The organism is Xanthobacter sp. (assembly GCF_041911315.1).
Taxonomy (GTDB): domain Bacteria; phylum Pseudomonadota; class Alphaproteobacteria; order Rhizobiales; family Xanthobacteraceae; genus Xanthobacter; species Xanthobacter aminoxidans.
The window spans coordinates 1-20,146 of the sequence record NZ_JAYRPE010000002.1 but is presented as its reverse complement, the minus strand read 5'-3'; the positions used below and the strand labels follow the sequence as shown (position 1 = coordinate 20,146).

Genomic DNA, 20,146 nt, shown 5'->3' with positions numbered 1-20,146 from the left:
CCCGCCTCACGTCGGGATGCTGAGGCTCCACATGGCGTCGAACATCGACGCCTGGAACGCGGCGAACTCGGCGCTGTCGATGATCATGCCGTAGCTTTCGCGGGCGGACGAGATGAGCGCGACTTTGTTGCCATAGATGAAGCAGGTCATCGCCAGCTGGTGCGCGGGCGGCGCGTAGCGCAGTTCGCGCCGCTGCTCGTCGCTCGATGGCCAGATGGGGGCGATGTCGCGTTCCGCCGAGCGGATCACGTGCAGCCAGATGCCCCGCCGCGCGCGCTCGGTGAGGTACCGCTCCATCTCGTCGAGCCCCGGCTCGGCCATCAACTCCTTCATGGAGAGGGTGGCCCGCAGCACCGTGTCGCCGCCGGACAGGGTGTCCCACAGCGTGGTGCGGATGCCCTCCGGGCCGGGATGGAAGCGCACGTTCGGCTTGCCGGTCTCGTGGTGATACATGGACCGCAGGACCGGCATGACGTCTTCCAGCATCTGCCGGCGCGCCTCGATGCGCTCCAGCAGCACGCCGGGGTCCTGGGCGACCACGAAGCGCCGCTTGCCCTGGTCGACGAACCGGATCAGCCCCTCCTCCTCCAGCTTCGCCAGCGCGTCGTGCGCCGTGGTGCGCGCCAGGCCCGCCTTCGCGGCGACCTCGGTGATGGAGGCGCCGCCGAGGCCGACTGCCGTCAGATAGAGCTTGTAGAGCGTCCCGGTGATGCCGATCCGGGCCAGCTTCTCTTCGATGTCCGCCGTCACTGTCACTTTCCCCCGATGGATGCACCATGTCCGATCTGGCCGGTGAGGTCTAGCATCGGTTTTAGCCGATAAAAATTCGATGTCTGCGCTTAAAGAATGTGCGGCTTGCCGCCTCTTTGATCGCATTCGTCAGCGTTGCTGCCCGATCAATCACCATTTTTCCGGCATTGGCGAATTGACGGAATTGACCGACATATCTTAGCCTCTGGCCATGGCTGATCGCACGGACGAGCCGCCGGCAGGCGGGCTGAAGGAGGATGTTCCGATGGGAGCGAACGCTGAAGCGGGCGCAATGACGGCGGTTCCCGACAGGTCGGTGCCGGCGACGCGGAAGATGCCTTGGTCGCGGCTTCTCGCCGACAAGTCGGTCCGCGCCGGCCTCGGCCTCGCCGCCTTCTTCGCCTTCTGGCAGGCGGTGACGGGGCTTGGGCTTGTGGATGGCTTCCTCCTGCCGTCGCCATTCGCCGTGGCGCAGGCGCTATGGGACATGGCCGTGGATGGCTCCTTGTGGATCCATCTCGCCGCCAGCCTTCAGCGGGTCGCCGTTGGTTTCCTGCTCGCCTGTGTGGTCGGGCTGGCGCTGGGCCTCGTCTGCGGCTGGTGGCGCTCGGTGTCGGATTTCGTGCGGCCGGTGGTGGAAGCCCTGCGGCCGATCCCGCCGCTGGCGTGGATCCCCATCACCATCCTCTGGTTCGGGCTCGGGGATGCCGCGTCCTACTTCCTCGTCTTCCTCGGCGCGGTCTTTCCCGCCTTCGTCGCCACCTACACCGCGGTGCGTGGCCTCGACCGCAACCAGATGAATGCGGCCCTGTGCCTTGGCGCCAAGCCCTGGCAGCTGTTCTGGGACGTGCTGATCCCCGCCTCGCTGCCGATCATCCTGCCGGGCCTGCGCATCGCCCTCGGCGTCGGCTGGATGTGCGTGGTGACGGCGGAGCTGATCGCTGCACAGACCGGCCTCGGCTACCTGATCCAGCAGTCCCGGATGCTGTTCCAGATCAACAACGTGGTGGCCGGCATGGTCACCATCGGCCTCGTCGGCTTCGCCATGTCGGCCATCCTCGAGCGGATCGAGCGGCGGGTGAATGCCTGGGCGCCCTCCGAGCGCAATTGAGGAACGAGCCATGACCGCGAACGCCGCACTCATCTCTCCCGCCATCTCCTCCGGTCTCTCCTCCCAGTTCTCCCCCGAGGACGTGCAGATTGACATCCGCAATGTCGGGAAGGTCTACGGGTCCAAGACCGAGGAGCCCGTCGTCGCGCTCGATGGCGTGACGCTGCGCATCCGCCGCGGCGAGTTCATCTCGCTGCTGGGTCCGTCGGGCTGCGGGAAGTCCACGCTGCTCGGCATCATCGCCGGCTTCCAGTCCGCCACCAGCGGGCAACTGCTCCAGGATGGCCGGCCGATCACCCGGCCCGGTCCCTCCCGCACGGTGGTGTTTCAGGACTACGCGCTGTTCGGCTGGATGACGGTGCAGCAGAATGTGGAATTCGGGCTCAAGGCCAAGGGCATGGGCAGGGCTGAGCGGGCCGAGATCGCCCGCGCGCTCATCGCCATGGTCCGGCTCAATGGGTTCGAGGACAAGTTCCCGCACCAGATGTCCGGCGGCATGAAGCAGCGCGCCGCCATCGCCCGGGCGCTCGCGCCCGATCCCGACATCCTCCTGATGGACGAACCGTTCGGCGCCCTCGACGCGCAGACCCGCGTGCTGCTGCAGGAGGAGATCGCCCGCATCTCCTCGGAGGCCGGCAAGACGGTGATCTTCGTCACCCACGGCATCGATGAGGCGGTGTTCCTGGCCGACCGCGTGGTGGTGATGAGCCCCCGTCCGGGGCGGGTGCGCGAGGAGGTTCTGGTGCCGCTGCCGCGCCCGCGCACGGCCGAGATGCGCTCCGATCCATGGTTCGTCTCCACGGTCAACGACCTGTGGGAAACGCTCAAGCCGGAATGGCAAAAAGGGGAATAATCATGACCTCAGGACTTTCACGCCGCCGTTTCGGCCAGCTGGCCGCAGGCTTCGTCGCCACCCTTCCTTTGGCCGCCCCCTCCATCCTGCGCGCGCAGGATGGGGACGTGGTCCGCATGTGCTGGTTCAACACGACCACCGTGTCGGCCCAGATCGCCCACGTGCTGATGCGCACCGATATCGCCGCCCGCAACGGGCTGAAGATGGAGATGATCCAGCTCGCCGCCTCGCCGGCCATCACCGAGGCGCTGGTCTCCGGCGCGGGTGACGTGGGCACGCTCTCCGATTTCGCCGCCGTGACCACCATGGCCATCGGCGCGCCGGTGACGACCGTGTCCTCCCAGGCCCGCTTCCGCTCGGCCGTCCTGGCCACGAAAAAGTCCGGCATCACCAAGATGGCGGACCTGAAGGGCAAGCAGGTCTACGGCACCTTCGGCATCACCGCCTTCCAGAATGCGCAGGACGCCGTGCTGAAGGCCGGCCTCGTGCCCGGCAAGGACATGACCTTCGTGAACGTCGGCCCGGCGGAACTGGCCGATGCCGTGGGCGCCCAGCGCATCGACGCGTTCTTCACCTATGACCCCTTCGTGAGCTTCTTCGAGAGCACGGGCAATGCCGTGGTCGTCTCGGAAAACCTGAGCCCGGTCATCGTGCTCGCCGCCAACAACCGCTTTGTCCAGAAGCCGGACGTGCTGCGCCGTCTGCTGCTCGCCAATGCGCAGGCGCTGTTCTTCGCCGCGCAGAACAATGATCTGGCGAACAGCTGGTTCCGCTCGCTGGAGCCGGCCAAGAACATTCCCGAGCCGGTGCTCCAGAAGGCGTCGAGCTACGATCCGGCGTGGAGCGCGAAGACCTTCACCGACATCAAGGTCGCCCTCTCTCCGGCCCAGATCGCGCAGATGGAAACCCTCGCCAAATGGGGCGTGGAAGCCAAGCTCCTGCCACGTATGCCCGACGTGCCGAAGTTCATCAACACGGCCATCGCCGGCGAGGTGGACAAGGAGATCGCCGCCGGCAGCTTCGATGTGAAGAGCGTGAAGATCCTTCGCGCCTGAGGCCGCCGTCCGTCACCATGGAGACGATGGCCCCGCCCCGCGCGAGGGCCGTCGTCCGCCAGCTGGCCGGAGCGCCTGACGCCGGCCGCAGGGACATCATGACCGATACCCAGACACAGGCCGCGGCGCCCCCGGATGGCCCCGCCACGCGCCATTTCGACTTCAGCCTCCTCTCCGCCGAGATGCGCTACCGGCTGCTGGCCTCCACCGTCCTGCCGCGACCCATCGCGTGGGTCGTCACCATGAGTGCCGATGGCGTCGTGAACGCCGCGCCCTATTCCTTCTTCAACGTCTTTGGCGCGGACCGGCCGGTGGTGGCGCTCGGCATCCTCGCGCGGCCGGAGCCGGAGAAGGACACGGCCGCCAACATCCGCGCCACCGGGGAATTCGTCGTCAATCTCGTGCCCCACGCTCTCGTCGAGGCCATGAACGCGACCTGCGTGGATGCCCCGCCCGAGGTGGACGAGATCGCGCTGGCGGGCCTTTCGGCCGTCCCCAGCATCGGCGTGCGTCCGCCGCGCATCGCGCAATCCCCCGTCGCCCTCGAATGCCGGATGACCCATCTGCTGGAGACCGGCCCAGGCCAGCTTCTGGTCGTCGGCGAGGTGCTGCACGCCCATTATGCCGCCCATGTGCTGACCGGCGATCCAGCCCGGCCGCGGGTGGACGGCCTCGCCCTCGATCTCGTCGCCCGGATGCACGGCCCGACGGCCTACACGCGCACGCGCGACCTCTTCGATCTCGATCGCCCGCTGTGGAACGGCGCAGCACACAACAAGGAATGAGCGAAATGCCCAGCATCAAGGTGGCCGCTGTCCAGGCTGCAACCATCCCCTTCGACGGCCCGGCCGCCACCCAGCGTACCGTCGCCCTCATCGCCGAAGCCGCCGCCACTGGGGCGAAGATCGCGGTGTTCCCCGAGGCCTTCATCGGCGGCTATCCCAAGGGGCTGGATTTCGGCTGCAGCGTCGGCCGGCGGACGGCCGAGGGGCGGGCGGATTTCGTCCGCTACGTGCGCGGCGCCATCACGGTGCCGGGACCGGAAGTGGACCAGCTCGCCGCGGCCTGCGCGGAGCACGACATCCATGTGGTGGTCGGCGTCATCGAGCGCGACGGCGGAACGCTTCACTGCACCGTGCTCTATCTCGGCCCGGAGGGACTGCTCGGCAAGCATCGCAAGGTGATGCCGACCGGCTCGGAGCGCCTCGTGTGGGGCTTCGGCGACGGCTCGACCCTCACCGTGGTCGATACGCCCTACGGCAAGCTCGGCGGGGCGATCTGCTGGGAGCACTATATGCCGCTGCTGCGCGCCGCTTATTACGGCAAGGGCGTCGAGATCTGGGCCGCGCCCACCGCCGACGACCGGGAGACCTGGATCTCCACCATGCGGCATGTGGCCATGGAGGGCCGCTGCTTCGTCATCAGCGCCTGCCAGGTGATGCGTCGCTCCGACTTCCCTGAAGATTACGCGAGCCGCATCGAGGCCGCTTCCGATGCCTGGATGATGCACGGTCGCTCGGTGATCGTGGGTCCGCTGGGAGAAGTGCTGGCCGGCCCGCTGCTCGACGAGGAAGGCATCCTCACTGCCGATGTCGACCTCGACGACATCATCGGCGCCAAGCTAGATTTCGACCCCATCGGCCACTATGCGCGGCCGGATCTGTTCAGCCTCGATGTCGACGAAGCGCCACAGCTCCCAGTCATCGCCCGCGGCGAAGGCTAGGCACGTCGCTCAGCAAATTGCGCTCCCCGGCGCGCGGGTTCGCCAGCGATGCCGAGGACGGAGCAGGCCCCGTCGATCCGATAGAGCCACATGGGATATGTGGGTCTATCGGTCAGGCCGTCACTGGGCTCGCAGGAGAACGGTGCGGACTGCCTGACGGTGCCGCACGCGATGCTTGAGGGCATCTCGACCATCCTCGTGGTGGTCCCCGTCTTCCTGCCTGTGATGCAGCAGCTCCATATCGATCCGAACTTGAATTGGTCACTCATGCGCGTGCGCTGAGGACGCCCGCCGCAGCCGGCCGCAGGCCGTCGAAGACGTAATCGGCGAGGTGCCCGGCCCATTCCGGCGTCAATGGCGCGTGCGGGACGAGGATGCGGTACCAGATCGGCCCGTAGAGCGCATCGATCACCACGTCGAGATCGACATCGGCGCGCAGTTCGCCGTTGGCGATGCCGCGCAGGAGGGCCTTCTTCGCCTCTTCCCGGCGCGGCAGCACATAGCCGTCCAGAAGCGCGCGCAGCGCCTCCGGATCGCTTTGGCCCTGGGCCACCAGCGCGGAAATCGTGCGTCCGACCTTCTGGCCGTAGACCTCGGCGACCCGCATCATCTGGCTTTTCACGTCGGCAACGGCCGAGGCCGTCACCGGGTAGCCGATCTTTTGGGCAGTCTCCGCGAGAAAGCCGGCGATCGCCAGAGCCCCCCGATTTGGCCACCAGCGGTAGATGGACGAGCGCGCCGTACCCGACCGGGTTGCAACGGCATCGATCGTAAACCCCGAAAGTCCTTGCTCTTCGAGCAGCTCGTTCGCTGCCTTGAGGATGGCGATCTTCACTTCGTCACCTTGCGGGCGACCGCGGCGGCGAACGGTTTTATTGCTCGTGCTCAAATTTTGACGCCCATCATCGAGATTGTGCCCAGATTATCGCCGGCCCTTCAACTTGACAATCAACCGGGCTGATTAAAACTACACACTGTCGCTTTTATCCGGATTCAGAGAGCGAAGCCCATGGTGCGCGTCGGCCGGCGCCGCCTTCCTGTGAAGCCCCGAAACCGCCTGCACATGCGCAGGCATACGCAAACACAGCGAGGAAGCGCAATGACTGGCGTGCTCAGCCCCGAACAGGTCGCGCATTTCAATTCCGAGGGATACCTCTGTCCGGTCCGGGCCATCAGCGCGGAAGAGGCGCGCCTCTATCGCAATAAAGTCGAAGATTTCGAGGCCCAGTCGGGCGAGGAGGTCAACAAGCGCCTCAAGATCAAGGCGCATCTCGCCTTCCCATGGCTGGTGGAGCTGGCGCGGCACCCGCGCATCGTGTCGGCCGTCCAGGCCATCCTGGGGCCGGACGTGCTGCTCTTCGGCTCGTCCGCCTTCGCCAAGAATGCGCGTGATCCGCGCTTCGTCTCCTGGCATCAGGACTCCGCTTATTACGGGCTGAACCCGCACCAGGAAGTCACCGTCTGGCTCGCTCTGTCGCGTGCCAGCACCGAGAGCGGCTGCATGAAGGTTATCCCGAAGAGCCATCTCGGCCCGGATCTCGTCCACGAGGAGACGTTCGATGCCGACAACCTGCTGGCGCGCGGCCAGAAGGTGACGGTGGACGAGAGCCTCGCCGTCGACATGCCGCTCGAGCCGGGCGAGTTCTCCATGCACCACGAGCGCACGGTGCATGGATCGCCCGCCAACATGTCCGACGACCGGCGCATCGGCATCGCCTTCTTCTACATGCCGGCCCATTGCCGCTCGATGCTGGGGCGCCGTTCCGCCCTGCTCATCGCCGGCGAAGATCGCCACGGCCACTGGGACCAGGACCCCGAGCCGCGGTTCGATCTCGACCCTGAAAGCCTCGCCTTCATGGAGGAGGTTTGGGCGAGCTATCGCGACGACGCAACGACCGTTCAGGCCGCGCGCCTCGCCTGATTTTTTCCTCCGGCCCGGCTCATGCCGCGGCCGGAGTCTCAGCCATCTGGAAGCCGCGTCCGTCTGCCCCCTTTGAAACCGAGAGCGCATTCCATGAAAGCCAGCATTCTTTTCAGCACAGCCCTGTCCCTTCTCTGCGCCGCCCCCGCTTTGGCCGATCCGGTGAAGGTGGGCGTCATCCTGCCCCAGACCGGCGTCGGCGCGGTGCTCGCCAAGCAGATGCAGGCAGCGATCGAACTCGCCGTCGCCCACGAGGGCGGCAAGCTCGGTGGCCAGCAGGTCGAGTTTTTCTGGAGCGACAGCCAGGGCAAGGCGGACGTGGCCAAGCAACTGGCCGACGAGATGGTGAAGTCGAAGCGTGTGGACTTCCTCGTAGGTCCCGTCTTCTCGTCGGAGATGATGGCAGTGCACGGCGGCCTCGCCCGCACCGATGCCTTCGTGATCTCGCCCATTTCGGGACCGGCGCCCATCGCCGGCAAGTCCTGCTCGGCGAACTTCTTCAACGTGTCGTCCCAGAACGACCAGCAGGCCGAGGCGCTCGGCGCTTATCTCGAGAAGCTCGGCGTCAAGCGCGTCTATGTCATGACGGTCAACAACCAGGCCGGCAAGGACATGGTCTCCGGCTTCAAGCGCAACTTCAAGGGCGACCTCGTGGGCGAGGTCTACACGCGCTTCGGACAGGTGGACTTCGCCGCCGAGCTGAGCGCGCTGCGCACCGCCGCGCCGGAAGCCACGTTCATCTTCTACCCCGGCGACATGGGCGTGCAGTACGTCAAGCAATACGCCCAGGCGGGCCTTGCGAAGTCGACCCCGCTCTACACCGTGTGGACCGTGGATCAGGCGACGCTGCCCGCGGTGGGCGACGATGCCATCGGCGTGCGCTCGGGCAATGTCTGGAGCGTCGATCTGCCGAATGCCGCGAACGCCCGCTTCGTCTCCGATTTCAAGCAGAAGAACGGAGTCCTGCCCAACGACTACGCCGCCCATGCCTACGATTCCATTCTGCTCGTCTCCAGCGCGGTCAAGGCGGTGGGCGGTGACATGAGCCGGAAGGACGACATCCGAAAGGCGCTGCAGAAGGCCGACTTCGCCTCGAACCGTGGCAAGTTCGCCTTCAACACCAACCACTTCCCCATCGAGGACTACTATGTCCGCGAGGTGGTGAAGGCTGAGGACGGCACCCTTGTCACCAAGACCGTCGAGAAGGTGATGACCGACGCCAAGGACGCCTATTACCAGGAATGCCCGCTGAAGTGATCGCGGATGATCTCGAAAAGAACTCCTGACACAGCGGGAAGGCGGCCATGCAACTCTTGTTCGTCGAGCAACTCCTGAACGGAGTTCAGCTCGGGGTGATCCTGTTCCTGATGGCGGCGGGGCTCACGCTCACCTTCGGCATCATGAATCTGGTGAACCTTGCGCACGGCTCCCTGTTCATGCTCGGCGCCTATCTGGGCGTCACCTTCGCGCTGGTCACGGGCTCGTTCGTGGCGGGCTTCGTCGCGGCGGGCCTTGCCACCTTCGTCATCGGCCTCGTGCTGGAGCGGCTGGTGATCCGGCATCTCTATGCCCGCAGCCATCTCGACCAGGTGATGTGCACGGTGGGCCTCGTCTATGTGCTCAACGAGGCGACGCGGATGGTGTTCGGGCCGGAGCCGCTGCACGCGCCCATCCCGGCCTTTCTTGCCGGATCGGTGGAGCTCATTCCCGGCGCGCCCTATCCCGCCTACCGGCTGGCGATGATCGGGGCCGGCCTTGCCATCGCAGGACTGCTCTATGTCCTCATCGGCCGGACGCGGATGGGCATGCTCATCCGCGCCGGCGCCAGCAACCGGGTGATGACGAGCGTGCTGGGCGTCAATATCGGCGCCATCTATGCCGTGGTGTTCGGCATCGGCGCGGCGCTGGCCGGCTTCGCGGGCTACATCGCGGCGCCCATCCTCACCGTCTATCCGGGCATGGGCGACAACGTGCTCATCCTGGCGCTGGTGGTGCTGGTGGTGGGCGGCATGGGATCGGTGAAGGGGGCCTTCGTGGCGGCTCTGCTGGTGGGCGTCATCGACACCATCGGCCGGGCCTATCTGAAGGATCTCATGGCGCTGGTCCTCTCGCCGGTGGCCGCCAACACCGTGGCGCCGGCTCTGGCTTCCATGCTCATCTACATCCTGATGGCGGTGATCCTGTTCTTCCGCCCGCAGGGGCTCATCCCGGCCGCCGGCCTGCGCCGGCCCGAGGCGCCCCCGGAAGCGTCCGAACACGGCCCCTCCCGCCCCGGCGTGCTCGCCCGCTGGCGCGTGCCGGCCATCGGTCTCCTCTGCGGCGCCTTCCTTTTGCTCCCGCTGGTGGCCGGGATCGCCGACCAGCCGTTCTGGGTGGATATGGGGCTGCGCGTCATCATCTTCGCCATCGCCGCCCTGAGCCTCGATCTCATCCTCGGCCAGACCGGGCTCGTCAGCTTCGGGCACGCGCTCTATCTCGGCATCGGCGCCTACGTGGTGGGCATCCTGGCGGATGCCGGGGTGGAGAGCGGCTTCGTGCAGTGGCCGCTGGCCATGGGCCTCTCGGCGCTGCTGGCCGCGGCGCTGTCGGTGGTGGCGCTGCGCACCTCCGGCACCTTCTTCATCATGATCACCCTCGCCTTCGCGCAGATGATGTTCTACGGCGCCTCCAGCCTCTACGAATATGGCGGCGACGACGGGATGCACCTCGCTGTCCGCAGCACCTTCGGCGGGCTGGTCGACCTCTATGATTCCCGGCAGTTCTACTATCTGGCCCTCGCCCTTCTGGTGGTGCTCGCCGGCCTCAACATGCGCCTCGCGCGGGCGCGCTTCGGCACGGTGCTGAAGGGTATCCGCATCAATGAGCGGCGCATGGAGGCGGCAGGCTTTCCCACTTTCCGCTACAAGCTCGCGGCCTGCGTGCTCTCGGCGGCGGTGTGCGGGCTGGCGGGGGCGATGCTCGCCAATGCGGCGGAGTTCGTCGGCCCGCAATACATGGACTGGACCCGCTCGGCCGAGCTGATGATCATGGTCGTGGCCGGCGGACTTGCGACGCCCTTCGGCGCCATCATCGGCGCGCTCGCCTATCTCGGCATCGAGAAATATCTCTCCGATCTCACCATCCACTGGCGGCTCGGCTTCGGCGCGCTGCTCATCCTCCTCGTCTTCCTCGGCCGGGGCGGGCTCAGCGCCCTGTTCGCGCCGGGTCCGGCAGGGCAGCCTGCGCCTGTTCTCAAGGGATCATTCCGATGGGCAAGACCCTTCTTCAGACCGCGGGCGTGACCCGCAGGTTCGGCGGGCTCAATGCGGTCGATGCGGTGGATTTCGACCTCGCCGCCGGCGAGCTGGTGGCGGTGATCGGCCCCAACGGCGCGGGCAAGACCACCTTCGTCAATCTCCTCTCCGGTGCGCTCCGCCCCGATGCCGGCGCGGTGTTGTTCGAGGGGCGGGACATTTCCCGCCTGCCGATGGATGCGCGCGCACGGCTCGGGATCGCCCGCTCCTTCCAGATCGCCAGCATCTTTCCCGAGCTGAGCGTCGTCGAGAACGTGGCGCTTGCCGCCCAGGCCCACGCCGGCCACAGCTTCCATTTCTGGCGGGAGGTGGCGGACGAAGCGCCGCTGCGCCGCAAGGCGCAGGCGCAACTCGCCGGCCTCGGCCTGTCGGAGTGCGCCGAGCGGCCGGCGTCCCAGCTCTCCCACGGCGAGAAGCGGCTTCTGGAGATCGCCATGGCCCTCGTCGTCGAGCCGCGGGTGCTGCTGCTGGACGAGCCCATGGCCGGGCTCGGCATTGCCGAGGCGCGCCGCATGATCGACTTCATCGCCGGGCTGAAGGGGCGGTTCAGCATTCTTCTGGTCGAGCACGACATGGAGGCGGTCTTCAGCCTCGCCGACCGGGTCTTCGTGCTGGCCTCCGGCGCGCGGGTGGCGGACGGGCCGCCGGAAGTGGTGCGTACCGATCCGCGCGTGCAACTCGCGTATCTCGGCGGCGAAGGGGAGGATCTGTGATGCTGGAGCTGCGGCAGGTGGGAGCGGCCTATGGCTCAAGCCGGGTGCTGTTCGGCGTCGACCTTGCCATCGCCGAGGGCGAGGTGGTGACGCTGCTGGGCCGTAACGGCATGGGCAAGACCACGACGGTGAACGCCATCATGGGTCTCGTCTCCCTCACCCAGGGCGACATCAGTTTCCGCGGCACCCGCATTTCCGGATTGCCGGCCTACAAGGTCGCGCGCAACGGTCTCGCGCTGGTGCCCGAGGGCCGGCAGGTGTTCCCCAACCTCACCGTGGAGGAAAACCTCGTCGCCACGGCGGCGAACCGCGGCCGGGCACCATCCCCGTGGACGCTGGAGGCGGTCTATGGCCTGTTCCCGGCGCTCGCCACCCTCGCCCGCCGCAGCGCCGGCCTGCTCTCCGGCGGCGAGCAGCAGATGCTCTCCATCGGCCGTGCGCTGATGACCAATCCCCGCCTGCTCATTCTCGACGAGGCGACGGAAGGCCTCGCCCCCCGCATCCGCCGCGAGATCTGGGATGCGCTGGTGCGCATCCGCGAGCGCGGCCAGTCGGTGCTGGTGATCGACAAGAATATCGACATGCTGTGCCGCTTCGCCGATCGGCACCACATCCTGGAGAAGGGACGCATCGTGTGGAGCGGCAGCTCGCAGGACCTGATGGCCGACGAGGCCCTGCGCATGCGCTTCCTCAGCGCCTGACGGCAGTCTGGTGGCCTTTTAAATGAAGCCGGAACCGGTTGAAGCCGCTACGCGCAATTGGACCAAACAGCTGCCGCGGTAACTGCCCCGCATCACGGGCGCGCAGTTGTTTTCCATGTGGAATCCGGCATTGGCTTGGCTCGCCAGGAATGCCGCGCCGTCAAGAGCCATTGGGCTGCTGCTGAACCACATAGTCGATCTGAAAATCATTCCGGTAGAAGGACTCTCCCGTGATCAGCGGGCGCCGATCGGCACTGAAAAGGACATAGTCGCGGATCAGCAAGGCGCTACCACGCTTCACGTTCAGTTTCTCCGCGATCTGCGGCTTGGCGAGATCCGCACGGATCTTGCCTTCCACCCGGTGCACCCGCAGGCCGAAGTCTTCGTCCAGGATGCGATGGATCGACTTGGTACGCAGCATGTCCAGCGTCATGCGCCGGCCCAGTTCATCGGGAATGATGCGGCATTCCAAGCTCATGCGCCGCCCGCCCACGAGGCGCAGCCGGTCCAGCGCATAGACCTTGGCCTTGGCGGAGAGATGCAGCGTCTCGACCTCCCCCTCCGTTGCGGCACGATGGGAAAAGCCGATCATCTCATAATCGATGCTGGCGCCCTTGGCGGAGAGCTGTTCCTCGAAGGAGCGGACCCGCGTGAGATCGATGGGCGCGCTGATCGGGCGCGCGGCGACGAACGTGCCACTGCCCGGCCGGCGCACGATGACGCCCTCAAATACCAATTGCTGGAACGCCCGCGCCACGGTGGCGCGCGTGGTGTCGAAGCGCGCGGCCAGTTCGGGTTCGGACGGCGTGCGATCGCCTTCCGCCAACCGGCCGGACTCGATCTCCTCGCGGAGGAAGCGCTGAATCCGCACGTAGAGCGGAATGAAATCGGCTTGAGACAAAAATGCCCCCCGAAAAGCTGCATAGCCAACTAGACACGTAGTCAGATACGCATATAGGATCACTTTCAGCCGCATATTGCCAGCGGCACCGCGCCCCGAGAGCTGGAGGCCGATGCACCCATGAGCGACGTCGCCGTCCCCTCCCAGCCGCCCGCGCCGCGCAAGCTGCCGGCGCGCCTGGGGCAGCGCTCCCTCAGCATCGTGTATCTGGCGTCCCTGGTGGCCGGCCTGCTTGTGTGGCAACTGGTTGCGCAAGGATATTCCAGCTTTGTCCTCGCCTCGCCGCTGAAAGTGCTGGCCCGGCTGTGGCAGATGACGCTCTCCATGGAGCTGCCCCGCGCGCTCGGCGGCTCTTTGCAGCACATGGCGCTGGGCTATGTCATCGCCTGTGCCATTGCGCTGCCCGTGGGCCTGCTCATGGGCCGGATGCGCTTCGTCAACGATCTGCTCGATCCGGTGGTGAACCTGATCTATGCGGTGCCGAGCGTCGCCTGGGCCCCGTTCATCATGATCTGGTGCGGCCTCTACTTCGAGGCCCGCGTGGTGCTCGTGGTCATCATGTGCGTGTTCGACATGATCATCGTGGTGAGCACTGGCGCCCGCAACGCCGACCCCCGGCTTCTCGCCGTGGGCCGGGCCTTCGGCGCCTCTCCCTGGCAGCAGGTGCGCATGGTGCTGCTGCCCGAAAGCCTGCCCTTCCTGTTTACGGCGCTGCGCATCGGCGTGGTGCGCGCGGTCAACGCCATGATTACCGCCGAACTGTTTCTCGCCGCCGTCAATCTCGGGGCGATCATGAAGCAGTCCGCCGTGCGGCTCGATAGCGCCGCAGTGCTGGGTATACTTGCGGTACTCTGCCTGCTGGGCTTGGCGTTGCAGGAACTGCTGCTGCTGGCTGAGCGTCGCGTCTGCATCTGGCGGCCGGAGGGCCGGCGATGAGGACCCGCTCGCTGGCGGTCAACGCGCTCGGCATTCTCATTGTTCTCGCCCTGTGGCAGGTCGCCGGCATGCGGCTCGGCGAGGCCTTGGTGGCAACCCCGGTGCAGGCCGCCGTCAGCCTGGTCGCCACCTTGCGCGAGGGGGCCTTCTGGCCGGCGCTGTGGTCCATGCTGTGGCAGATGCTGATCGGCTATGCGGCGGCACTGCTCGTGGGCATCCCGCTCGGCATCGCCATGGGCCGCTCGAACCTCGTGCTGGCCATCGTGAAGCCTTGGGCCTCGTTGTTCATCGTGGTTTCGGCGGCGGCCATCGTGCCGCTGTTCATCATCCTCATGGGACGGGGCGTTCTATTCTGCACGTCCATCGTGTTCGTCGCCACGGTCTGGTACGTGGTGCTGACCATGACGGAGGCCGCGCGCGGCGTGTCGCCCCGCCTGCTGGACGTGGCCCGCGCCTTTGATGCATCCGGCTTCCAGCGGTTCCGGATGGTCATCCTGCCGGCCCTCTATCCCTATGTGCTGATCGCCGCCCGTATTGGCCTGGTCCACGCGTTGCGCGCCATGGTCACTGCGGAAATGTTCATCTCCGCCGGCTTCGGCGGGCTGCTGAACGATGCGGGCCTGGATCTGTCCACCGCGCCCTTGTTCGCGCTGATCGTGATGCTGATGCTCATCTCCATCAGCGCCACCGGCGTGCTGCGCTGGATCGGGCACCGCTCGGCGCCCTGGTACCGGAGCCAGACCGGCGGCTGACGACGCCTTCCAATAAAAAGGGGACCTTCCATGTTCGATATGCTCAGCCGACGTGACCTCTTGCGCACCAGCCTTTCCGCCGGCGCCGCCCTTGGTGGCATCCTGACCCTCGGCCCGGTGTCCCAGGCTTTTGCGGCTGCACCCCGCGTGCTCAAGGTCAACACCTTGGCCTCCGCCGCCGCTGTGAACGTGCCCATGCAGGCGGCGCTGCGCATGCAGCTCGGCAAGATCAGCGGCTTCGCTGACGCCGAGGTGCGCCCCACCGCCAAGATCCCGCAGATCGCCCAGGAGGTGATCGCCGGCTCCGCGGACATCGGCGACGCCGACGTGGCGTCTACCCTCGCCGCCGCGGAGGCCGGCGCGGACCTCAAGATCATCGGCCTGTCCTACAGCAACACCTCCCAGGTGATCGTGGTCAATGCCGACAAGACCAAGAGCCTGGAAGAAATCGCCACCAACGGCGGCACCATCGCCGTCAATTCCATCGGCGATTTCATGTACGTGATGCTGATCGGCGTCCTGCAGAAGCGCAACATCGATCCCAAGAAGGTCAATTTCATCGAGATGGGCAGTTCCGGCGACCGCGCCCGCGCGTTGCTCGCCGGTCGCGTCGATGCGGTGCCCATGCATATCGAGCAGGCCGCGCAACTGAAGGAGCGGGGCAACTACCAGATCCTGGTGCGCCCGTGGCAGGAATATCCCAACTGGTTCAGCGCGGTCATCATGACCACCGGCGCCTGGCTCCAGAAGGATGAGAACAAGCTCGCCGCCGTGGCGCTGCTGAAGGCCGTCCTGACCTCCTTCCGCAGCACCGATGCGGATTATGCCTGGTACAAGGCGCAGGTCGGCCAGTACGCCTCCTCGAAGGAGCTGAAGGCGGCAGGTGACGATTTCCTCAAGCCGATCTGGAAGACGCTCACCGAGGACATCAAGGCCTTCCCACCGAAGATGGAGACGCTGACCCCCGACGACGTCGCCAAGGTGATCCCGGTCTACAAGGCGGCCGGTGCGCTGAACGGCACGGTGGACCTCAACAAGCTGATCGACCGCACCTATCTCGAACAGGCGATCAAAGAGCTCGCCTGACATGGCACATCTCACGGTCTCGAACATCTCGAAGTCGTTCGCCGGCTTGCCGGTGCTGGTGGACCAGTCGCTGGAGGTCCAGGAGGGCGAGTTCGTCGCCCTCCTCGGCCCCTCGGGCTGCGGCAAGTCCACCCTGCTGCAGATCATCAACGGCCTGGTCAGCGCCGATTCCGGCCGTGTCGTGCTGGACGGCAAGGACATCACCGGCAGGACCGGCAGCGGACGCGGCATGGTGTTCCAGGGATCGGATCTGTTTCCCTGGCGCACGGCGCTGGAGAACGTGGCCTTCGGGCTGGAGGTGATGGGCGTTTCCAAGGCCGAGCGCACACGCCGCGCCATGCATTATCTGCACATGGTCGGTCTCGACGGCGCCGCCGACAAATGGCCCCATCAATTGTCCGGCGGCATGCAGCAGCGGGTGGGCATCGCCCGCGCCTTCTGCATCCAACCCTCCTTGCTGCTCATGGACGAGCCGTTCGGCGCCCTCGACGTCCAGACCCGCGACATCCTCCAGGATGAACTGGTCCGCATCTGGGAAGCCGAGCGCAAGATGGTGCTGTTCGTCACCCATGGCATCGAGGAGGCGCTCTATCTCGCCGACCGCATCCTCGTTTTCAGCAAGCGCCCGGCGCATGTGCTGAAGGAGATCACCGTTCCCTTCGAGCGTCCCCGCAGGGAAGACATGAAGCTCGCCCCGGAATTCCTGGAGCTGCGCCGCGAGATCTCGGACCTGCTTCGCCACGACATCAAGGCCTGAGCGATATCATGAGCATGCACACCCCCGGCACACCGGACATCGGCAGACGCCTCGCTGCCGATCTCGCGCGCCTTAGCTTCGAGGACCTGCCGCCGGACGTGGTGCAGCTCACCAAGCTGTTCACCCTGGATACGCTGGGCGTGATCGGCGGTGCCGCCAAGGCTCCCGGCATGGCGGAGTTGCAGGCGGCGCTGACCGAATGGGAAGCGAATGGCACGTCCACGCTGTTGCTGAGCGGGCGCACGGCCAATCCGGTCACCGCGGCGCTGGCCAATGGTGCGGCCGCGCACAGCCTGGATTTCGACGACCAGCACGACCCCGCCCGCGTCCACGTGTTCTGTGTGGTGCTGCCGGCGGTTCTGGCCGCGTTGGAAGCTGAGCGAAAGATCAGCGGGAAGGACGCCCTCGCCGCGATCGCGGTGGGTGTCGAGGTGTTCTGCCGGCTCGGCCTGGCCTGCTACAATTCGCTGGGCAAGGGCTGGCATCCCACCACGGCCCTGGGCACCATCTCCGCCGCCGCCGCCGTCGCCAAGCTGTACAAGCTCGACGCCGAGAAGACCCTGCACGCCATGGCGCTGGCCTTCGTGCAGTTGAGCGGCACGACGCAGTTCATTGCCGACGGCGCGCTCGCCAAGCGCATCGGGCCGGGCTTCGCCGCCCGGTCCGGCGTGCTGGCGGCGCAGATGGCCCGGCACGGCGTCACCGGCCCCTGGCGCTTCCTAGAGGGCAAGGCGGGCCTGTTCGAGCTCTACGAGCGCGGCGAGGTGCGGCCCGAGATCCTCTCCGACGGGATCGGTGAAATCTGGCGCGTACGCGAACTCAGCATGAAGCCCTATCCGTGCTGCCGCTGCGTCCACACGGTCATCCAGATCGCGCTCGATTACCGTGCAGAAGGCATCACCGGCGCCCACATCGCTTCAGGCACTATCGAGCTCAGCGAGGTGAACCGCCAGATCGTCGGTTCGCCGTTCGACCAGGACCACCACAATCCGGTGGTCCACGCCCAGTTCAATGCGGCCTATGCCTTCGCCGCCGCACTTATCGACGGCAAGGTGACCATCCCCACTTTCACGCCCGGTCGCATCCGCGCACCGGATGTGGCCTTCGGCTCGCTGTTCGAGACCATCGCCGCCGCCGACATGGAGCCCACCGCCGTCCCCCCGGCCCGCGTGCGGCTGCATCTGAAGGATGGCCGCACCCTGGAGCGCACCCGCTGGACCATGAAGGGCGCACCCGACGAGCCGATGAGCGAAGAGGAAGTGTTCGCAAAATTCCGCGCCTGCCTGGAGCACGGCTTCGGTACGGCACCGGATGACGCGACTGCGCTTCAAGAACAGGTGATGCGGGTGGACGAGGCGCCGGCGGCGCGTGATCTCATCGCATTGTTCCTCAGGTGCCGCCAGAACGGGCGCGCCGCATGACGCCGCACGCTCTCACCCCGCTCGACGGGATCGATACGCCGGCCCTGCTGGTGGACGTCGACGTGATGGAAGCCAACATGGCGCGCATCATCGCGCGTTGCCGGCAGGCCGGCGTCGGCTGGCGGCCCCATTGCAAGTCGCACAAGTCGCCCGACATCGCCCGGCTACAGATCGCCGCCGGCGCCATCGGCATCACCTGCGCGAAGCTGTCGGAGGCCGAGGCGATGGCGGAGGCGGGGATCACCGACATCCTCATCGCCAACCAGATCGCCGGCCCGCTCAAGATCGCCCGGCTGATGGCCCTGCGCCAGCAGGTGGATGTGGCCGTGGCGGTGGACGGACCGGACAATGTGGCCGCCTTGGCCGCTGCCGTACAGACCGCCGGCATGCGGCTGCGCGTGCTCATCGAAGTGGATACGGGCACGCGGCGCGCCGGGGTGCTGCCCGGCGCGCCGGTGGTTGAATTGGCGCGCATCATCGCGTCCCATCCCGGATTGGAGCTGGCCGGCGTGATGACCTGGGAGGGTCACACCACCCGCATTCGCGACCCCGCCGAGAAGCGCGCCGCCATCGCGCAGGCGGTGGGCGATCTGGTGCGCAGCGCCGACCTGTGCCGCGCGGCGGGCTTTCCCATTGCCATCGTCAGCTGCGGCGGCACCGGTACGTTCGAAACCTCCGCCGGCATTCCCGGCGTGACCGAGATCCAGGCTGGCGGCGGCATCTTCGGTGATGTGCGCTACCGGACCATCTACAATGTGCCGCTGGACTACGGGCTGACCGTGCTCTCCACCGTCACCAGCCGGCCGACGCCGCAGCGGGTGATCTGCGATGCCGGCAAGAAGGCCATGAGCACGGATGCCGGCATGCCGTTTCCGCTGGATTTGCCGCCGGTCGCCTCGGTGGGGTTTTCCGCCGAGCACGGCAAGATCGAATTGCAGGGGCCGAGCGAGGAACCGCGCGTCGGCGACCGCATCCGGGTGGTGGTCGGCTATGCCGACACCACCGTCCATCTCCATGACGAGATTCATGCCCTGCGAGCCGGGCAGATCGCGCACATCTGGCGCATTCCACGGGCCGCGCGCCTGCGCTGACGCGCCATCCCCCAACCAGCATCAGAGACTTGTATGACACGCGCAGCGGCAGACCCGTCCTATCGTCTCGGCGTCGATATCGGCGGCACCTTCACCGACGTGGTGCTGATGAGCACCGATGGCTCCATCTTCAGCAAGAAGGTGTTGTCCACCCCCCCCGATTATAGCGAGGGCATCGAGACCGGCGTCTCGGCGCTGCTGGCCGAGCTGAACATCGCCGCGTCGCAGATCCGCGAGTTCGTCCACGCCACCACAGTGGCAACCAACACCATCATCGAGCGCAAGGGCGCCAAGGTCGGCCTCCTCACCACGCGCGGCTTCCGCGACGTGCTGGAGATCGGCCGCTTCCGCACCCCCAAGCTCTATGACATGACCTACAAGAAGCCCGCCCCGCTGGTGGATCGCCACCTGCGCCTGGAGGTGGACGAGCGCATCGCCGCCGACGGCAGCGTCATCACCGCTCTCGACGAGGTCGCGACGACCGCGGCCGCCAAGGTGTTCGCGGCGGAAGGTGTCGAGGCAATCTCGGTGACCTTCATCAATTCCTACGCCAATGCCGCGCATGAGCGCCGCGCCGCCGAGATGCTGCGCCAATTTCTGCCGGGTGTTCCGGTGACCGCCTCGGTCGACCTGCTGCCGCAGCTGGGCGAATATGAGCGCACCTCCACCACGGTGGTGAACTCCTACATACGCCCGGTGGTGGAGCGTTATGTCTCGGCCCTCAAGGCCCGGCTCGATCGCCTCGGCATCCAGGCTCCGTTGATGATCATGCAGTCCTCGGGCGGCATCTCGCCCGGCGACGTGGTGGCCCGCCAGCCCATCGACATCATCGAGAGCGGACCGGCCGCCGGCGTGCTGGGCGGCCAGCGCCTGGGGGTGAAGATCGGCATCGGCGACATGCTGGTGTTCGACATGGGCGGCACCACCGCCAAGGCCACCGTCATCGAAAAGCACGCCTTCTCGCTGTGCCCGGAGACCGAAGTGGGCGGTGGCGCGGCGCTGGGCACGCGCATGATCAAGGGCGCCGGCTATCCGGTGCAAGTGCCCACCATCGACATCGCCGAGGTGGGCGCCGGCGGCGG

The 20,146-nt window shown here is 66.7% G+C and carries 21 protein-coding genes and 1 pseudogene; 19 read left to right on the top strand and 3 right to left on the bottom strand.

Annotated elements, in window-relative coordinates; translation table 11 throughout:
- Nucleotides 1-6: 6 nt before the first annotated feature.
- Entirely contained in the window at nt 7-750 is a 744-nt protein-coding gene (locus ACE3QW_RS00650) for a TrmB family transcriptional regulator (protein ID WP_245279313.1), read from the bottom strand.
- Nucleotides 751-1,042: 292 nt separating this feature from the next.
- Here ACE3QW_RS00650 and ACE3QW_RS00645 point away from each other — a divergent pair, with 292 nt between their 5' ends.
- From ACE3QW_RS00645 to ACE3QW_RS00620, 6 genes are all read left to right on the top strand, one after another.
- Nucleotides 1,043-1,861 carry an ABC transporter permease gene (locus ACE3QW_RS00645; protein WP_250164857.1) on the top strand — a complete coding sequence of 273 codons (819 nt, stop codon included), beginning with the start codon at nt 1,043-1,045 and terminating at the stop codon, nt 1,859-1,861.
- A gap of 10 nt (nt 1,862-1,871) precedes the next feature.
- A complete protein-coding gene (locus tag ACE3QW_RS00640; protein ID WP_029556543.1) occupies nt 1,872-2,714 on the top strand; it encodes an ABC transporter ATP-binding protein in 843 nt (280 codons plus the stop codon).
- 2 nt (nt 2,715-2,716) lie between these two features.
- Entirely contained in the window at nt 2,717-3,769 is a 1,053-nt protein-coding gene (locus ACE3QW_RS00635; protein WP_374250014.1) for an ABC transporter substrate-binding protein, read from the top strand.
- Nucleotides 3,770-3,867: 98 nt separating this feature from the next.
- Nucleotides 3,868-4,554: a flavin reductase family protein gene (locus tag ACE3QW_RS00630; RefSeq protein WP_029556545.1), complete on the top strand. Its 687-nt coding sequence runs from the start codon at nt 3,868-3,870 to the stop codon at nt 4,552-4,554.
- A gap of 5 nt (nt 4,555-4,559) precedes the next feature.
- On the top strand, nt 4,560-5,492 hold the full coding sequence (locus tag ACE3QW_RS00625; RefSeq protein ID WP_374250013.1) for a carbon-nitrogen hydrolase family protein: 933 nt from the start codon (nt 4,560-4,562) through the stop codon (nt 5,490-5,492).
- A gap of 90 nt (nt 5,493-5,582) precedes the next feature.
- Nucleotides 5,583-5,774: a hypothetical protein gene (locus tag ACE3QW_RS00620; RefSeq protein WP_374250011.1), complete on the top strand. Its 192-nt coding sequence runs from the start codon at nt 5,583-5,585 to the stop codon at nt 5,772-5,774.
- Here the strand turns inward: ACE3QW_RS00620 and ACE3QW_RS00615 are convergent.
- Nucleotides 5,758-6,327, bottom strand: a complete 570-nt coding sequence (locus tag ACE3QW_RS00615) for a TetR/AcrR family transcriptional regulator (RefSeq protein WP_374250010.1) — start codon at nt 6,325-6,327, stop codon at nt 5,758-5,760. The two genes, ACE3QW_RS00620 and ACE3QW_RS00615, sit on opposite strands and share 17 nt — an antisense overlap.
- A 264-nt stretch (nt 6,328-6,591) precedes the next feature.
- On the opposite strand from ACE3QW_RS00615, the gene ACE3QW_RS00610 reads away from it, so the two are divergent.
- The 6 genes and pseudogenes from ACE3QW_RS00610 (at nt 6,592) to ACE3QW_RS00585 (ending at nt 12,120) form a co-directional block, all read left to right on the top strand.
- Nucleotides 6,592-7,413: a phytanoyl-CoA dioxygenase family protein gene (locus tag ACE3QW_RS00610; protein ID WP_024278070.1), complete on the top strand. Its 822-nt coding sequence runs from the start codon at nt 6,592-6,594 to the stop codon at nt 7,411-7,413.
- 93 nt (nt 7,414-7,506) lie between these two features.
- Nucleotides 7,507-8,670, top strand: a complete 1,164-nt coding sequence (locus ACE3QW_RS00605) for an ABC transporter substrate-binding protein (protein WP_250164862.1) — start codon at nt 7,507-7,509, stop codon at nt 8,668-8,670.
- Between the two features lie 47 nt (nt 8,671-8,717).
- Nucleotides 8,718-9,626, top strand: a pseudogene (locus ACE3QW_RS00600) (branched-chain amino acid ABC transporter permease); the annotation flags it as partial.
- 165 nt (nt 9,627-9,791) lie between these two features.
- Nucleotides 9,792-10,694, top strand: coding sequence for a branched-chain amino acid ABC transporter permease (locus ACE3QW_RS00595; RefSeq protein WP_374250031.1), 903 nt, complete (start codon nt 9,792-9,794; stop codon nt 10,692-10,694).
- On the top strand, nt 10,661-11,419 hold the full coding sequence (locus tag ACE3QW_RS00590) for an ABC transporter ATP-binding protein (protein ID WP_029556551.1): 759 nt from the start codon (nt 10,661-10,663) through the stop codon (nt 11,417-11,419). The genes ACE3QW_RS00595 and ACE3QW_RS00590 overlap by 34 nt, the downstream gene beginning before the upstream one ends.
- Entirely contained in the window at nt 11,419-12,120 is a 702-nt protein-coding gene (locus ACE3QW_RS00585) for an ABC transporter ATP-binding protein (protein ID WP_374250009.1), read from the top strand. Before ACE3QW_RS00590 ends, ACE3QW_RS00585 begins: the two co-directional genes overlap by 1 nt.
- Before the next feature lie 160 nt (nt 12,121-12,280).
- Here the strand turns inward: ACE3QW_RS00585 and ACE3QW_RS00580 are convergent, their stop codons facing one another.
- Nucleotides 12,281-13,096: a GntR family transcriptional regulator gene (locus ACE3QW_RS00580; protein ID WP_081837540.1), complete on the bottom strand. Its 816-nt coding sequence runs from the start codon at nt 13,094-13,096 to the stop codon at nt 12,281-12,283.
- Between the two features lie 45 nt (nt 13,097-13,141).
- Here ACE3QW_RS00580 and ACE3QW_RS00575 point away from each other — a divergent pair, with 45 nt between their 5' ends.
- From ACE3QW_RS00575 to ACE3QW_RS00545, 7 genes are all read left to right on the top strand, one after another.
- Nucleotides 13,142-13,957 carry an ABC transporter permease gene (locus ACE3QW_RS00575; RefSeq protein ID WP_374250008.1) on the top strand — a complete coding sequence of 272 codons (816 nt, stop codon included), beginning with the start codon at nt 13,142-13,144 and terminating at the stop codon, nt 13,955-13,957.
- Nucleotides 13,954-14,709 (top strand): ABC transporter permease, encoded by a 756-nt coding sequence (locus tag ACE3QW_RS00570; RefSeq protein WP_250164866.1) that lies wholly within the window; start codon nt 13,954-13,956, stop codon nt 14,707-14,709. Before ACE3QW_RS00575 ends, ACE3QW_RS00570 begins: the two co-directional genes overlap by 4 nt.
- 30 nt (nt 14,710-14,739) lie before the next feature.
- Nucleotides 14,740-15,795 carry an ABC transporter substrate-binding protein gene (locus ACE3QW_RS00565; RefSeq protein ID WP_374250007.1) on the top strand — a complete coding sequence of 352 codons (1,056 nt, stop codon included), beginning with the start codon at nt 14,740-14,742 and terminating at the stop codon, nt 15,793-15,795.
- A 1-nt stretch (nt 15,796) separates the two neighbouring features.
- Entirely contained in the window at nt 15,797-16,552 is a 756-nt protein-coding gene (locus ACE3QW_RS00560) for an ABC transporter ATP-binding protein (protein ID WP_374250006.1), read from the top strand.
- A gap of 8 nt (nt 16,553-16,560) precedes the next feature.
- A complete protein-coding gene (locus tag ACE3QW_RS00555; protein WP_374250005.1) occupies nt 16,561-17,973 on the top strand; it encodes an MmgE/PrpD family protein in 1,413 nt (470 codons plus the stop codon).
- The gene (locus tag ACE3QW_RS00550; RefSeq protein ID WP_374250004.1) at nt 17,970-19,064 is read left to right on the top strand and encodes a DSD1 family PLP-dependent enzyme; all 1,095 of its coding nucleotides are present in this window, start codon (nt 17,970-17,972) and stop codon (nt 19,062-19,064) included. The genes ACE3QW_RS00555 and ACE3QW_RS00550 overlap by 4 nt, the downstream gene beginning before the upstream one ends.
- 33 nt (nt 19,065-19,097) lie before the next feature.
- On the top strand, nt 19,098-20,146 hold a 1,049-nt coding region (locus ACE3QW_RS00545), incomplete at its 3' end, for a hydantoinase/oxoprolinase N-terminal domain-containing protein (protein WP_374250003.1).

What these genes read in the sequence shown, in the direction of transcription:
- ACE3QW_RS00645 (WP_250164857.1), top strand. Translation starts at nt 1,043, where the DNA reads ATGACGGCGGTTCCCGACAGGTCGGTGCCGGCGACGCGGAAGATGCCT.
- ACE3QW_RS00640 (WP_029556543.1), top strand. Translation starts at nt 1,872, where the DNA reads ATGACCGCGAACGCCGCACTCATCTCTCCCGCCATCTCCTCCGGTCTC.
- ACE3QW_RS00635 (WP_374250014.1), top strand. Translation starts at nt 2,717, where the DNA reads ATGACCTCAGGACTTTCACGCCGCCGTTTCGGCCAGCTGGCCGCAGGC.
- ACE3QW_RS00630 (WP_029556545.1), top strand. Translation starts at nt 3,868, where the DNA reads ATGACCGATACCCAGACACAGGCCGCGGCGCCCCCGGATGGCCCCGCC.
- ACE3QW_RS00625 (WP_374250013.1), top strand. Translation starts at nt 4,560, where the DNA reads ATGCCCAGCATCAAGGTGGCCGCTGTCCAGGCTGCAACCATCCCCTTC.
- ACE3QW_RS00620 (WP_374250011.1), top strand. Translation starts at nt 5,583, where the DNA reads ATGGGATATGTGGGTCTATCGGTCAGGCCGTCACTGGGCTCGCAGGAG.
- ACE3QW_RS00610 (WP_024278070.1), top strand. Translation starts at nt 6,592, where the DNA reads ATGACTGGCGTGCTCAGCCCCGAACAGGTCGCGCATTTCAATTCCGAG.
- ACE3QW_RS00605 (WP_250164862.1), top strand. Translation starts at nt 7,507, where the DNA reads ATGAAAGCCAGCATTCTTTTCAGCACAGCCCTGTCCCTTCTCTGCGCC.
- ACE3QW_RS00595 (WP_374250031.1), top strand. Translation starts at nt 9,792, where the DNA reads ATGGGGCTGCGCGTCATCATCTTCGCCATCGCCGCCCTGAGCCTCGAT.
- ACE3QW_RS00590 (WP_029556551.1), top strand. Translation starts at nt 10,661, where the DNA reads ATGGGCAAGACCCTTCTTCAGACCGCGGGCGTGACCCGCAGGTTCGGC.
- ACE3QW_RS00585 (WP_374250009.1), top strand. Translation starts at nt 11,419, where the DNA reads ATGCTGGAGCTGCGGCAGGTGGGAGCGGCCTATGGCTCAAGCCGGGTG.
- ACE3QW_RS00580 (WP_081837540.1), bottom strand. Translation starts at nt 13,096, where the DNA reads ATGCGGCTGAAAGTGATCCTATATGCGTATCTGACTACGTGTCTAGTT.
- ACE3QW_RS00575 (WP_374250008.1), top strand. Translation starts at nt 13,142, where the DNA reads ATGAGCGACGTCGCCGTCCCCTCCCAGCCGCCCGCGCCGCGCAAGCTG.
- ACE3QW_RS00570 (WP_250164866.1), top strand. Translation starts at nt 13,954, where the DNA reads ATGAGGACCCGCTCGCTGGCGGTCAACGCGCTCGGCATTCTCATTGTT.
- ACE3QW_RS00565 (WP_374250007.1), top strand. Translation starts at nt 14,740, where the DNA reads ATGTTCGATATGCTCAGCCGACGTGACCTCTTGCGCACCAGCCTTTCC.
- ACE3QW_RS00560 (WP_374250006.1), top strand. Translation starts at nt 15,797, where the DNA reads ATGGCACATCTCACGGTCTCGAACATCTCGAAGTCGTTCGCCGGCTTG.
- ACE3QW_RS00555 (WP_374250005.1), top strand. Translation starts at nt 16,561, where the DNA reads ATGAGCATGCACACCCCCGGCACACCGGACATCGGCAGACGCCTCGCT.
- ACE3QW_RS00550 (WP_374250004.1), top strand. Translation starts at nt 17,970, where the DNA reads ATGACGCCGCACGCTCTCACCCCGCTCGACGGGATCGATACGCCGGCC.